Below are 12,033 nucleotides of genomic sequence, written 5' to 3'. Positions count from 1 at the left end.
CGCGACGACACCATCCCCTCCAATCGCGGCTGCACCGTCGCCTACCGGCTCTACGGCATCGTCGCGCCGGTCAACTGGGCCGCAGAGGGCAAGACCCCTGTCGCGATCATCTCGGTATTCTCGCACGGTTTCGAGGGCCCGAATCGCCGCTTCGTCGCGGTCCCGGTGAAAGGCATGCCGTGAGCGCGCTCAGCCCCGAGGAGATCAAGCGCTACGCCCGGCATATCGTGCTGCGCGGCGTCGGCGGGGACGGGCAGCAGAAACTCAAGTCCGCGCAGGTACTGGTCATCGGCGCCGGCGGCCTCGGCAGCCCCGCCATCGCGTATCTCGCGGCAGCCGGCGTCGGCACGCTCGGCGTCGTCGACCACGACACGGTGTCGCTCTCGAACCTGCAACGCCAGATGATCCACCAGAGCGTCGGCATCGGCACGCCCAAGGCCGAGAGCGCCGGCACGTTCGTCGCCGGGCTCAACGCGCATGTCGAGTTCGTCCCCCATATCGAGCGCATCACGTCCGAGAACGCCGCCCGCCTGTTGGCCGGCTATCACCTCGTCCTCGACGGCACCGACAATTTCGGCACCCGCGCCATCGTCGCCGAAGCCGCCGAAGCCGCCCGCCTGCCACTGGTCTCGGGCGCCGTCTCGATGTTCGACGGCCAGGTCACGGTGTTCATGCCCGCCGGCAAGCAGTTCCGCGACCTCTACCCCGACACCCCGGACGAATCGGACCTCCCCAGTTGCGAGGTCGTGGGCGTCCTCGGCGCCGTCACCGGCGTCATCGGCACGCTGATGGCCATGGAAGCCATCAAACTGGTCACAGGCATCGGCGACCCGCTGGTCGGCCGGCTGCTGCTCTACGACGGCCGCGCGGCGAGGTTCACGGAGCTGAACTACTAGGGGCGCCTCCCAAGCCCCGGCCTCGCTGCCCAGGTGACAGAACCGAGGCCAGGCCTCGATCTTCCATCGAGTTCCGGGTGCACCCCTTCCCAACCCTCCCCGTCAAGGGGAGGGTGCCCGCCGGTGCGTTAGGCACGATCAAGCCCCCAACTCAATGCGCACCTCCCCCTTGACGGGGGAGGTTAGGAGGGGGTGCGCGGAGCCACGATCCATAGGTTTTTCAATGACGTGCTAAAAACTCGACGCCACTTATCCCCGCCCTCTCCCCCCATGCGATACTCCCCCGTCCTCCACACGAGCGGCTCTCGCGACGAACGAACGGTGGGGATGTCGGGAGCTGTGGGAGTCGTCCCATGGCGGCCGCGGATATGGGCAACCGGACACGCCTGTCCCTCGGGGCAGGGTGAATAACGCTCCCTCATATCCCCCGCCAAAAAATCCTGACGGTTCCGGCGAGGCGACGGCCTTTTCATTTGCGGACCACCCGCGTGGCCAACGCCTCGCCGGACCCCGCTCGACCCTTCAAACCCCGAAGCCGAAAGGCTGTCGGACGGATCAGCATGCCCTGTTCACGGACCACCGACCACACTCCAAACTCGGTGTCATCCCAGCGAAAGCTGGGACCCATGCATCAGCAAGCGCAAGCGACGAGTTGGGTCCCTGCTTTCGTAGGGATGACATCGAGTATGGGGAGGAGCAAGCGGCTCTCCCGGCGCCTACGCGTCCGGGTGCTGGAACACCAAGGTGGCGTTCGTCCCGCCGAACCCGAAACTGTTGGACAGCGCGATGCCGACATCGACGTTGTCACGGCGCTGCCGCAGGATCGGCATATCCGCGAAGACCGGATCGAGTTCCTCGATATTGGCGCTCTCGCAGAGGAACCGGTTCTGCATCATCAGGATGCAGTAGATCGATTCCTGGACGCCGGTGGCGCCGAGCGAATGGCCGGTGAGGGACTTGGTGGCCGAGATCGGCGGGCAGGCGTCGCCGGTGCCGAACACGGCGCGGATGGCTTCCATCTCCTTCAGGTCGCCGACCGGGGTCGAGGTGGCGTGGGGATTGATGTAGTCGACCTTCCCCTTGACCGTCTCGAGCGCCATCTGCATGCAGCGCGTGGCGCCCTCGCCCGACGGCGCCACCATGTCGTAGCCGTCCGAAGTCGCGCCGTAGCCAACCAGTTCGGCATAGATCGTCGCGCCGCGGGCCTTGGCATGCTCGTATTCCTCGAGCACCACGACGCCGGCGCCGCCGGCGATGACGAAGCCGTCGCGCTTCAGGTCATAGGCCCGTGAGGCCTTCTCGGGCGTCTCGTTGAAGTCGGTCGACATGGCGCCCATGGCGTCGAAGAGGTTCGACAGGCTCCAGTCGAGATCCTCGTGGCCGCCGGCAAAGACGATGTCCTGCTTGCCCCATTGGATCTGCTCGTAGCCCGCGCCGATGCAGTGCTTGGATGTCGCGCAGGCCGAGGTGATCGAGTAGTTGACGCCCTTGATGCCAAACGGCGTCGCCAGCGTTGCCGAAGCGGTCGAACTCATCGCCTTGGGCACGGCCAGCGGCCCGATGCGCTTGGGGCCGCGCTCGCGCGTGATGTCGCCCGCTTCGATCACGGTGCGGGTAGAGGGACCGCCCGAGCCCATGATGATGCCGGTGCGCGGGTTCTTGATGTCCTTCTCTTCGAGCCCGGAATTGGCGATCGCCTCCTGCATGGCGATGTAATTCCAGGCCGCGCCCTTGCCCATGAAGCGGGTGGTGCGGCGGTCGAGCACCTCGAACGGGTCGAGCTTGGGCGCGCCGTGCACGTGGCAGCGGAAGTTGAGCTCGGCGTATTCCTTGGCAAAGACGATGCCGGGCTTGGCCTCCCTGAGGCTCACGACCACTTCATCGAGATTGTTTCCGATGGAGGAGACGATCCCCATGCCCGTGACGACAACCCGCCTCATATCAGCTCCTCTTGGCCGCGAACGCTTTGGTCCTGCAGGCGGTCAGGCTTCGGTGAACAGACCGACGCGCAGGCCGCCGGCCTCGTAAATGATCTTGCCGTCCGCCTTGACCCAGCCGTCCGCAATGCCGAGCGCCAGCCGGGACTTCATCACCCGCTTGAGATCGATACCATACTCGACGAGTTTGACCTCGGTGGTGACCTGGCCGGAAAATTTCACCTCGCCACACCCCAGCGCCCGCCCCTTGCCGGGCGATCCGTCCCAGCAGAGATAGAAGCCGAGCATCTGCCACAGTGCATCGAGTCCGAGGCACCCCGGCATCACCGGGTCGCCGATGAAATGGCACTTGAAGAACCAGAGGTCCGGATTGACGTCGAGCTCGGCCCGCACCTGGCCCCTGCCGTGGGCGCCGCCATCGGAATCGACCCGGGTGATGCGGTCGAACATCAGCATCGGCGGGGCGGGGAGCTGGGCTCGGCCGGGGCCGAAAAGCTCGCCCTTGCCGCTCAGGATCAGGTCGTCGTAGCCGTATGCGTTCTTGCGCTCCGCCATGGGCAGGGGCTTTCTCCGATCGGACAGTGGAGACCGTATCTAGAGAGAGGGGGGCGGAGGGTCAAGCTGCGCAGGGGCCGCGACCGACCGCCGCTTGTGCGTGTGCACACCCAAAGTTATAAGCTGGAAGCCTGACTGGCCTGTCGCAAAAGGATCATATGACCGATCGCAGCCTCTTCGTACGGACCGTTCCGTCGCGCCGACCGTGCCTGACGGCCGTGCTGCGCATGGCGGGATTGCGGCCGACGCGGCAACGCGTGGCGCTGGCCGAGTTGCTATTTGGGGGCCCGCATCGCCATGTCAGCGCCGAACAGCTGCATGCCGAGGCCAATTCGGCGCGGGTCAATGTTTCGCTGGCGACGATCTACAACAGCCTGCACCAGTTCCGCGAAGCGGGCCTCTTGCGCGAAGTGGCGGTCGATGCGTCGCGGTCCTATTTCGACACCGACACCTCGGACCACCACCATTTCTACCTCGAGGACGAGCAGCGGGTGATCGACATCCCATCCTCGGCCATCGTCATCCAGAACCTGCCCGAGCCTCCGCTCGGCATGGACATCACGCATGTGGACGTGGTGGTCAGGGTCCGGAAGGTCCGCTGAGGTGCGGGCCTCTCAGTCGAATTCCTCATCCTTGTAGACGCCCCACAAGTCGGTCTGGTGCAGGTAGCCGTCAAAGCTCTGCGGATTGCCGTTGACCGGGTGGGTGGTCGCCACCACTTCGCACCACTTGCCGTCGCATTCCTTGATGTCGACGCGGAAGCTCGGCGTCAGCCAGGCGCGGACGCCGGAGCTGTCGTCGGCCGAGCGCAGCAGCGCGACCTGCTCGCCCGCGGGCTTCCAGGGCGCCACGATTCCGGCGCGCTTGCCCTGCAACAGGTTCTGATGCAGCCAGCCTTCCGACCCGTCGGCATCGCGAATTTTCCGCCAGGTATCGAATTCCTGGATGATCTCGACGGGCGTACCCGCCTTCACATAGACCCAGGCGACGTCGTACTTGGTGCCCGGGCCGACGCGCACGTTGATCGGGTTGGAGCGGGTGGTGACGAAGCGCGGCAGCGGCAGGCCGCTGGGGCCTTCGGCGGCAACGCCGGCGTGCGGCGAACTTATCCCCGCCCCGGCGAGCAGTGTCAGGAATAGAGCGCGCAGAATCGCCTTGATCTGCCGCCCGTGGGAGCGCCTCGTGAGGAGCATGGAGCTGGGTTTGCCGAACATGACTTTGCAGGGGTGTGCTTTTTTCCTATCACTAGGCAAAAGACCTTAATGGTCGCTGAAAGGCACCGCATTTGACCCTCAGCCGACCCAGGATTTTCGTCACCCGCCGCCTGCCCGCGCAGGTCGAGGCGCGGATGGCGACGCTGTTCGACGTAACATGCAAGCCGGTGGATGGGGCGCTCTCCCCCGACGCGATCATCGAGGGGGTGAAGGGCAAGGACGTACTGGTATCGTCGATCAACGACCGGATCGATGCCGAGCTGATCGCCCGGCTGCCCAGCGAGTTGAAGCTCATCGCACAGTTCGGCAACGGCTTTGACAATATCGACATCGAGGCGGCCTACGCGGCTGGGCTCACCGTCACCAACACGCCCTCGGTGCTGACCGAGGACACCGCCGACATGGCGGTGATGCTGATGCTGGCCCTGCCACGCCGGCTCGTCGAGGGCGCCGAGGTACTGCCGCGCACCGGCGAGTGGCCGGGCTGGTCACCGACCTGGATGCTGGGGCGACGCCTGCGCGGCAAGGCGCTCGGCATTGTCGGGATGGGGCGAATCGGTACCGCGGTCGCCCAGCGGGCGCTGAGCTTCGGGCTCAACATCCACTACTTTTCACGCCACCGCCGTCCGCCGCAGATCGAGGAAGCGCTGGGCGCGACCTATTGGGAATCGCTCGACGACATGGTGGGCGAGGTCGATATCGTGTCGCTCCACACCCCGCTCAGCCGCACCACCCACCACATCCTCAACGCGACGCGGCTGGGCCGCATGCGGCAGGATGCCTTCGTCGTCAACGTATCGCGGCCCGAGCTGGTCGACGAGGATGCGCTGATCGGCGAGATCGTCAACGGGCACCTGTCGGGGGCGGCGCTCGACGTGTTCGAGAACCGCAACGGCATCAACCCGCGGCTGCTGCAGCTGGCACGCGACAATCGCATAGTGCTGACCGCCCATATGGCGTCGGCGACGCTCGAGGCGCGGCTCGAAATGGGCGAGACGGTGATCGTCAACATCCGGGCTTTCATCGACGGGGCGCAGCCGCCGCACCGGGTCTTGCCGGAAAGCCGCACCAAGGTGGCGCGCGGCTAGTCCTGCAACTCGTTGAGCCGTCCCTCGATGAAGCGCTGCTCGGCCGCCTGATGCGTCAGCTCCAGCGCCGCGGCATAGGCCGCCCGCGCCTCGTCGCGCCGGCCGAGCCGCCGCAGCAGGTCGGCGCGCGCTGCGTGCAGGTAGCGGAAATCGTCGAGTCTCCCGCCTTCGAGGATGGCGTTGATCTCGCGCAGCCCGGCCTCCGGCCCGTCGCGCATCGCCACCGCCACCGCCCGATTGAGCGCCACCACCGGCGAGGGGTCGGCGCGGCGCAACAGGTCGTAGAGCTGCACGATCTCGCGCCAGTCTGTGGCTTCGGCTGTCGGGGCGATGGCGTGCTCGGCCGCGATCGCAGCCTCGATGACGTAGGCGGTGAGGACCGGGCGCGCCATCGCCCCCTCGACGAGCGCGACGCCTTCGGCGATCTCGCTCCGGTTCCACAGCCGCCGGTCCTGGTCGGCGATGAGGACGAGATCGCCCGCCCTATCGGTGCGTGCAGCACCCCGCGCATGCTGCAGCAGCATCAACGCCAGCAGCCCCTCGGCCTCGGAGTCCGACTCCGGCAGCAGCGCGATCAGCAGCCGGCAGAGGCGGATGGCTTCGTCGCAAAGGTCGACCCGCACCAGTTCGGTGCCGTGGCTCGCAGCATAGCCCTCGTTGAAGATCAGGTAGATGGTGCGCAGCACCGCATCGAGCCTAACCGCGAGCTCCTCCGGCTCGGGCACATCGTAGGGCAGGCCGAGATCGCGGATGCGGGACTTGGCCCTGACGATGCGCTGCGCGATGGCCGAGGGCTTGGCGAGGAACGCGGCGGCGATCTCCTCGGTCAAGAGCCCGCAGGTTTCGCGCAGCGTGAGGGCGATCTGCGCGTCCGGCGGCAGCTCGGGGTGGCAGCACACGAAGATGAGCCGCAGCCGGTCGTCGGCGATGTGCTCGGGTTCAGGCGCCATCTCGGTCTCCTCGTCGGCGAGGGCAAGTTCGGCGGCGACACGATCGAACCGGGCCTTGCGGCGCAGCCGGTCGATGGCCTTGAAGCGCCCGGCGGAAACCAGCCAGGCGCGCGGATTGGCCGGCACGCCGTCCCGCGGCCATTGCTCGGCGGCGGCAAGGAAGGCGTCGTTGAGCGCTTCCTCGGCCCGGTCGAAATCCCTGAGCAGCCGGATCAGCGTGGCAAGGACGCGCCTCGATTCGGCGCGCCACACGGCATCGATGCTGGTCACCTGCGCCTCACCTCCCGGTCATGGTGCGGCGCCCTCGTGGCGCGGAATGTCGTAGATGGCCCGCACTTCGATGGTGCCAAGCTTCGCGAGTGGAATGCCGGACGCGATGCGGATCGCCTCGTTGAGATCGCGCGCCTCGATCAGGATGAAGCCAGCGAGTTGCTCCTTGGTCTCGATGAACGGCCCGTCGGTGGTCGAGACCCTGCCCTCGCGAACCCGGACGAGGACGGCGGTATTGGCCGATTGCAGCGCCTGGGTCGCCACCAGGTTGCCGCTGGCCTCGAGCTCCTCGTTGTAGCCGAGGGAGTCGATGTCGAGCTGGATCTTGCCGGGGGCGTCGAGCTTTCCGAAGACTTCGTTTCCGTCGAAATGCACAAGGCAGAGATATCGCATGCTCGGCTCCTTCCGGGATGTTGCCAGCTAGTCGAGCCTTGTGGCGTGGTTTCGACAGGCGGTCGGGAAACTCAGCCAGATTTTCTCCCTGCTGTCGAACCTGGTGGGCACCACCAGCATTTTAGCGATTTCCTAACCCGACCTTTCACCAGACCGCTTCACCGGGCGCTAAGCGCTTTGCCGCATAGGATAACGCAGGAACGCCGATCTTTGTCATCATCTTCGGATTCGCAGGAGCCTTGGGGGCCTTCCGAGCCATGTTCGCCGGCCTGACGCAGATGAATGGACGCACGCTTCCGCCCGAGCGCGTACGCTCGCGCATGCTGTCACTCGCCACCGTCGTGCTGGTCTTCGTCCTTGTCGTGACGGCCATTGGCGGGTTCATCCATGTCAGTACGCAGCAGCGCGCCGTCACGGATATCCGCGCGCAGGGCCAGCAGCTGCGCGCCACGTACCAGGCGCTCACCGAAGCAGACGCGGACGCTCTGCGCTATCTTGCGGGGGAGGGCGGCGCGCTGTCCCGCCACCTGTCGCAGGTCGCGCTGCTCGGTGGCGAGGCGCAGATCTTCGATGCGTTGGCACCGATCAGCCTGCCGTCTGGCACCACGCCGGCAAAGGCGCTGGTCAAGGCACTCATCACAAATTGGACCGATGCGATTGCCCTGGCGAGCGCTGGCGACCGCGAGGCAGGGCAAGCGCTGATCGCCAACCGGCATACCGGCGCGACCCTCGCTGCCATAGGCACCGAAGTGCAGCGGGTGCTGCGCGACACCGATGCGCGACTTGCCATGCATGACGAGCGTATCCAGATCGGCACGCTGCTGGTGCTATTGCTGCAGCTCGGTGCCGGGCTTCTCGCCATCCTCGGGCTGATCTACGCCTTCCGCCTGAGCGTCTCGGAGGCCGATGGCCGTGCTGCGGCCGTCGAATCGGCGGATCGTTCGCGCGAACAGGTGGCGCGGCTGTTCGAGATGGCGGATGTCCTCCAAAGCGCGTCGGACCATTCCGACGCCAATGCGGTATTGAGCGCGACTGCCATCGATCTGGTCCCAGGCTTCTCCGGCGCGCTCTACGTGTTCAACAATTCGCGGGACCGGCTGGTGCTGTCGACCACCTGGGCGCGCGCGGCGAACGACGCCCTGCCCGAAACGATCAATCCGGGCGGCTGCTGGGCGCTGAAGCGCGGCAAGCCGCACCTCAACCGCGGCGACGGCACCAAGCTCTGCTGCGCGCATCATGTCGGGACAGAGGCGTCGCTCGAAATCCCGATGATCGCCCGCGGCGAGATCGTCGGGCTGTTGCAGTTGTTCGCATCGGGCATCAGCGCCGTCGAGCGGCTGGAGCGGGCGACGGACCTCGGCTCGGCGCTGGCCGACGGCATGAGCCTAGCGCTTGCCAATATGGCGCTGCGCGAGAAGCTCAGGAACCAGGCGCTGCGCGACCCGCTGACCGGGCTCTACAACCGCCGCTACATGGAAGACTGCCTGCAGCGCTTCGTCCGCCTCGCCGAACGCGAGGCCCGAGAGATCTCGCTGGTGATGGTCGATCTCGATCATTTCAAGCGGCTCAACGACGAGCATGGCCACGCCTTCGGCGACCAAGTGCTGCGCGATGCGGCGCTGGCGCTGACCGGTTCGCTCCGCGAAACCGACATCGTCTGCCGGTTCGGCGGCGAGGAGTTGGTGGTGATCCTGCCCGACTGCCCGCTCGAGCGTGCGGCGGACAAGGCGGAAGTGCTGAGGCTGAGGATCGAGGAGCTCGGCAACACGCTCGGCACCGATATTTCGGCCTCGTTCGGCGTTGCGTCTCTGCCCCACACCTCGCAAAGCGTCGCGGACCTGCTCGCGGCGGCCGACTCGGCGCTCTATAAGGCCAAGCAGGCCGGTCGCAATCAGGTGGCGAAAGCGCCGCTGCGGCCCTTCCGCATCGACCGGGTGGTCGATGAAGCGTCACATCTGGAAGAATTCCCGCGCGCCGCTGCGGAGTAGGCTAGCGCCAGTAAAGCGCGTCGAGCTGGCTCTGCTGCTGCTGGAGCATGACCTTCTGTTGCTGCAGGTCACGCTGCACCCGGCCGAGCGCTGCATCGAACTCGGTCGCGAGCTTGCGCGCATCGGCCGCTTGCGACATCTTGCGCTGGATGCAGAGAGTGCGGTGCATCTGGTTGTCGACGTAGCCGGTGGCGACGGTATCCGGTATCGGGAAGCAATAGGCTTGGGCTCCCGAACTGAGGGCGATGACGGCCAAGGCTGCGAGGAGGGTACGCATCACCGGACCTTGGTGCTTTGCGGTGTGCACTGCAAGTCACGATCACGCGTTCGGCAGAGCGGTGCTATGGCGGACGACGAGTTCGACGGGAAGGCTCTCGCGGTGGACGCCGCCGCTGTGCTCGAGGATGGTCTTGACGGCGCGGCGGCCCATTTCGGCGATCGGTTGGGCGACGGTGGTGAGCGGCGGGGTGACGCCGGCCGCCTCGGGAACGCCGTCGAAGCCGACGATCGAGATGTCTCCGGGGACGCTGAGGCCGCGCTCCGCCAGCACCTCGAGGGCGAACATCGCGACCCGGTCCGACATGGCAAGGATGGCGGTCGGCCGCTCGGCGGAGTTGAGGAGATGCTCGACGCCGCGGCGGACGCTGTCGGCGGTGCTGCGGGTCTCGTAGACCGGGATCGACTTTCGGTCGACGCCGTAGAGCGCCAGTTCCTCGAAATAGCCGTAGGCGCGGTCGCGGGAGGTCGAGTAGGTGGCGTCGGCAATTTCGGCGTCGCTCACCGGACCCTCGTGCAGATCGCCGAACTCGATGGCGAGGATACCGAAGCGGCGGTGGCCGAGCTCGGCGAGGTGTCGGGCCGCGATCTGCGCGCCGGCATAGTCGTCGATACCGATGGCAGAGATGGTGTCGTCGGGCTTGCCAAGCGCGAGTGCGACGAATGGCAATTGCCGCTCGCGCGTGAGTTCGACCAGCTTTTCGCCGTTCTCGATGCAGAGCAGCACGAAGCCGTCCACTAAGGCGCTCTGGATGTTCCAGGCGAGCCGCTCGGTGTTGCGGGCCGAGACCAAGGCCAAACCAGCGCCGCGCTCATCGCAGGCCTCCGAGATGCCCGTCATGAGAACGCGGGCGAAGGGATCCTCGAAGAAATAGGACAGCGGCTCGACGGTGGCGACGCCGATGGCGTTGGATTTTCCGGCGCGCAACAGCCGGCCGCGCGGGTCGGGGCCGGCATAGCCGAGCTGCCGGGCGGTTTCGCGGACGCGCTCGCGCACTTCGGGGCGGACGAGGTCCGGGCGGCTGAAGACATTGGAGGCGGTGCCCTGGGACACGCCCGCCGCCTTCGCCACATCGCTCAAGCGCACCAGATCTCCCATTTCGAACCTTCCCGTTTGCCGGCTATTCAATTTCCCATTGATATAGCACGTTTTTGTATCGGTTCAATTTCTGCTTGACATCCGATCTTCGAGGCGTATGTTTTGAACCGATTCAAAGCTGTTATCCGCGCTTTGAATCGGTTCAGTTAGAAAGGAGACTTGTCATGATTCCCGCGAGCTATCTCTACAAGAATGCCTATCGCCGGCGTTGGGGGACGAACTTCGGCCGCGCCGAGGGCGAGGGCCCGGAACAGGGCGCGGAGCTGCAGGTGCCGCACTCCTCGGCGTTGCAGACGGCGCGAGACCTGTTCGACCGCGCTCTGGGGCCTCGGCGCGGGCGGCAGTGAGGGCATGGCTTTGTCAATAGGCACCGGCACGTGTTGCCCCCACCCTGACCCTCCCGCAGAAAGGGGAGGGAGACGACTGTCAGAGGGGCGCACCACCCGGCTCCCCGGCCCGCATCTATGGCTGCCTGTCCCGCCAGGCCTGTTCGCTGTCCAGAGCTTCGGCAGAGATGTCGTCGCGAACGAAGTCGCTGACTTCGGAGACGCGCCGGATCTCGACTTCCTCGCCTTCGGCCCACATGGGAATCTTCTTCACCCAGGCGATGGCGTCGGCGAGCGAGTCCGCCTTGATGATCCAGAAGCCGCCGATCAGTTCCTTGGCTTCGGCGAAGGGGCCGTCCTGGACGACGAGCTTGCCGCCCTCCATCACCACCTTGGCGCCGCTCTTTGAGGGTTGCAGGCCCTCCGCGGCGAGGAGGATGCCGCTGTCCATCATCTCCTGGTTGAGCTTGCCCATCGCGGCGAGCATTTCCGAGCTCGGCGGAGGCGAAGGTTCGTGCGACTTGACGATGATCATGTAGCGCATCGGAGTTCTCCCGGGTTCTGCCGCCGGTGAACCCGGCTTGGTGCAGCAAGACAAGAGCCCGGTCGAACCGGGCCCGGACCAGCTACCCACGATGACAGATCAGGCGACGGCGGGGAGGTCCATCCCGTCCTGCAATGCAACGAGGCGCTGCTCGAGCCGCTCGGCCATGGCGCCCTCGAAACGGCCGTGGCGAAAGCCGTCGATGATCGAGACTATCTCCTTGCGGCGCGCCTCGTACTGCGACAGCGGCTCGTCGTAAAAGCGCTCTACCTTGATGGCGGGCCAGATTTCGTCGGACATCGGTCTTCCTCGGCGCGGGGGGGTGTCGCGGCGAGGAAGCTAGGCCACCGACATTAGATGGCATTGAGGGTTCGGTTAGAACTTGGAGAGAGACGGCTCGGGGCGGCTGACCATCATGTAGCCGACCCCGCGCACCGTCTGGATCAGCGAGGGGGCGCCCACGACGTCGATCTTGGCGCGCCGGTACCGCACATAGA

The 12,033-nt window shown here is 66.2% G+C and carries 15 protein-coding genes; 6 read left to right on the top strand and 9 right to left on the bottom strand.

What is annotated here, in order from left to right; all coding sequences use genetic code 11:
• Positions 1-183 (top strand): DUF2259 domain-containing protein (locus JWQ89_RS05235; RefSeq protein WP_299639038.1); only part of this gene is annotated, 183 nt, incomplete at its 5' end.
• Positions 180-896: a molybdopterin-synthase adenylyltransferase MoeB gene (moeB, locus tag JWQ89_RS05230; protein WP_299639037.1), complete on the top strand. Its 717-nt coding sequence runs from the start codon at positions 180-182 to the stop codon at positions 894-896. The genes JWQ89_RS05235 and moeB, both read left to right, overlap by 4 nt.
• A gap of 716 nt (positions 897-1,612) precedes the next feature.
• On the opposite strand, the gene fabB is transcribed toward moeB, so the two are convergent.
• Together fabB and fabA are read right to left on the bottom strand one after the other, a co-directional pair.
• The gene (fabB, locus tag JWQ89_RS05225) at positions 1,613-2,836 is read right to left on the bottom strand and encodes a beta-ketoacyl-ACP synthase I (protein ID WP_299639035.1); all 1,224 of its coding nucleotides are present in this window, start codon (positions 2,834-2,836) and stop codon (positions 1,613-1,615) included.
• A gap of 42 nt (positions 2,837-2,878) precedes the next feature.
• Positions 2,879-3,388, bottom strand: coding sequence for a 3-hydroxyacyl-[acyl-carrier-protein] dehydratase FabA (gene fabA, locus JWQ89_RS05220; protein WP_299639033.1), 510 nt, complete (start codon positions 3,386-3,388; stop codon positions 2,879-2,881).
• A gap of 158 nt (positions 3,389-3,546) precedes the next feature.
• On the opposite strand from fabA, the gene irrA reads away from it, so the two are divergent.
• Positions 3,547-3,990, top strand: a complete 444-nt coding sequence (irrA, locus tag JWQ89_RS05215; protein WP_299639031.1) for an iron response transcriptional regulator IrrA — start codon at positions 3,547-3,549, stop codon at positions 3,988-3,990.
• 12 nt (positions 3,991-4,002) lie between these two features.
• Here the strand turns inward: irrA and JWQ89_RS05210 are convergent, their stop codons facing one another.
• The gene (locus JWQ89_RS05210; RefSeq protein ID WP_299639029.1) at positions 4,003-4,581 is read right to left on the bottom strand and encodes an SH3 domain-containing protein; all 579 of its coding nucleotides are present in this window, start codon (positions 4,579-4,581) and stop codon (positions 4,003-4,005) included.
• A gap of 92 nt (positions 4,582-4,673) precedes the next feature.
• Between JWQ89_RS05210 and JWQ89_RS05205 the strand changes: the two genes are divergently transcribed.
• Positions 4,674-5,690: a D-glycerate dehydrogenase gene (locus JWQ89_RS05205; protein WP_299639027.1), complete on the top strand. Its 1,017-nt coding sequence runs from the start codon at positions 4,674-4,676 to the stop codon at positions 5,688-5,690.
• Here JWQ89_RS05205 and JWQ89_RS05200 read toward each other — a convergent pair.
• The gene (locus JWQ89_RS05200) at positions 5,687-6,910 is read right to left on the bottom strand and encodes an RNA polymerase sigma factor (RefSeq protein WP_299639025.1); all 1,224 of its coding nucleotides are present in this window, start codon (positions 6,908-6,910) and stop codon (positions 5,687-5,689) included. The genes JWQ89_RS05205 and JWQ89_RS05200 overlap by 4 nt on opposite strands.
• Before the next feature lie 18 nt (positions 6,911-6,928).
• Complete coding sequence (locus JWQ89_RS05195; protein WP_299639023.1) at positions 6,929-7,303, bottom strand: YciI family protein; 375 nt, start codon at positions 7,301-7,303, stop codon at positions 6,929-6,931.
• A gap of 257 nt (positions 7,304-7,560) precedes the next feature.
• Here JWQ89_RS05195 and JWQ89_RS05190 point away from each other — a divergent pair, with 257 nt between their 5' ends.
• Positions 7,561-9,291, top strand: coding sequence for a GGDEF domain-containing protein (locus JWQ89_RS05190; protein WP_299639021.1), 1,731 nt, complete (start codon positions 7,561-7,563; stop codon positions 9,289-9,291).
• A 1-nt stretch (position 9,292) separates the two neighbouring features.
• Here the strand turns inward: JWQ89_RS05190 and JWQ89_RS05185 are convergent, their stop codons facing one another.
• Together JWQ89_RS05185 and JWQ89_RS05180 are read right to left on the bottom strand one after the other, a co-directional pair.
• Positions 9,293-9,568, bottom strand: coding sequence for a hypothetical protein (locus JWQ89_RS05185; protein ID WP_299639019.1), 276 nt, complete (start codon positions 9,566-9,568; stop codon positions 9,293-9,295).
• Between the two features lie 42 nt (positions 9,569-9,610).
• Positions 9,611-10,666 (bottom strand): LacI family DNA-binding transcriptional regulator, encoded by a 1,056-nt coding sequence (locus JWQ89_RS05180; protein WP_299639017.1) that lies wholly within the window; start codon positions 10,664-10,666, stop codon positions 9,611-9,613.
• A 164-nt stretch (positions 10,667-10,830) separates the two neighbouring features.
• Here JWQ89_RS05180 and JWQ89_RS05175 point away from each other — a divergent pair, with 164 nt between their 5' ends.
• The gene (locus JWQ89_RS05175; RefSeq protein ID WP_299639016.1) at positions 10,831-11,013 is read left to right on the top strand and encodes a hypothetical protein; all 183 of its coding nucleotides are present in this window, start codon (positions 10,831-10,833) and stop codon (positions 11,011-11,013) included.
• A 115-nt stretch (positions 11,014-11,128) separates the two neighbouring features.
• Here JWQ89_RS05175 and JWQ89_RS05170 read toward each other — a convergent pair whose 3' ends face one another.
• Both JWQ89_RS05170 and JWQ89_RS05165 read right to left on the bottom strand, forming a co-directional pair.
• A complete protein-coding gene (locus JWQ89_RS05170) occupies positions 11,129-11,536 on the bottom strand; it encodes a YciI family protein (protein ID WP_299639014.1) in 408 nt (135 codons plus the stop codon).
• Positions 11,537-11,635: 99 nt separating this feature from the next.
• Complete coding sequence (locus tag JWQ89_RS05165) at positions 11,636-11,836, bottom strand: hypothetical protein (RefSeq protein WP_299639012.1); 201 nt, start codon at positions 11,834-11,836, stop codon at positions 11,636-11,638.
• Between the last annotated feature and the right edge of the window lie 197 nt (positions 11,837-12,033).

Origin of the sequence: Devosia sp. (assembly GCF_028290645.1) — a bacterium.
Lineage (GTDB): Bacteria > Pseudomonadota > Alphaproteobacteria > Rhizobiales > Devosiaceae > Devosia_A.
The sequence above is the reverse complement of the archived record's forward strand: the minus strand, read 5'-3'. Positions and strand labels throughout refer to the sequence as shown.

Excerpts from the sequence above, each read along its gene's own strand:
- JWQ89_RS05170 (WP_299639014.1), bottom strand. The coding sequence starts at position 11,536 with ATGCGCTACATGATCATCGTCAAGTCGCACGAACCTTCGCCTCCGCCG.
- irrA (WP_299639031.1), top strand. The coding sequence starts at position 3,547 with ATGACCGATCGCAGCCTCTTCGTACGGACCGTTCCGTCGCGCCGACCG.
- JWQ89_RS05190 (WP_299639021.1), top strand. The coding sequence starts at position 7,561 with ATGTTCGCCGGCCTGACGCAGATGAATGGACGCACGCTTCCGCCCGAG.
- JWQ89_RS05180 (WP_299639017.1), bottom strand. The coding sequence starts at position 10,666 with ATGGGAGATCTGGTGCGCTTGAGCGATGTGGCGAAGGCGGCGGGCGTG.
- JWQ89_RS05165 (WP_299639012.1), bottom strand. The coding sequence starts at position 11,836 with ATGTCCGACGAAATCTGGCCCGCCATCAAGGTAGAGCGCTTTTACGAC.
- JWQ89_RS05175 (WP_299639016.1), top strand. The coding sequence starts at position 10,831 with ATGATTCCCGCGAGCTATCTCTACAAGAATGCCTATCGCCGGCGTTGG.
- JWQ89_RS05185 (WP_299639019.1), bottom strand. The coding sequence starts at position 9,568 with ATGCGTACCCTCCTCGCAGCCTTGGCCGTCATCGCCCTCAGTTCGGGA.
- fabA (WP_299639033.1), bottom strand. The coding sequence starts at position 3,388 with ATGGCGGAGCGCAAGAACGCATACGGCTACGACGACCTGATCCTGAGC.
- JWQ89_RS05210 (WP_299639029.1), bottom strand. The coding sequence starts at position 4,581 with ATGCTCCTCACGAGGCGCTCCCACGGGCGGCAGATCAAGGCGATTCTG.
- fabB (WP_299639035.1), bottom strand. The coding sequence starts at position 2,836 with ATGAGGCGGGTTGTCGTCACGGGCATGGGGATCGTCTCCTCCATCGGA.
- JWQ89_RS05195 (WP_299639023.1), bottom strand. The coding sequence starts at position 7,303 with ATGCGATATCTCTGCCTTGTGCATTTCGACGGAAACGAAGTCTTCGGA.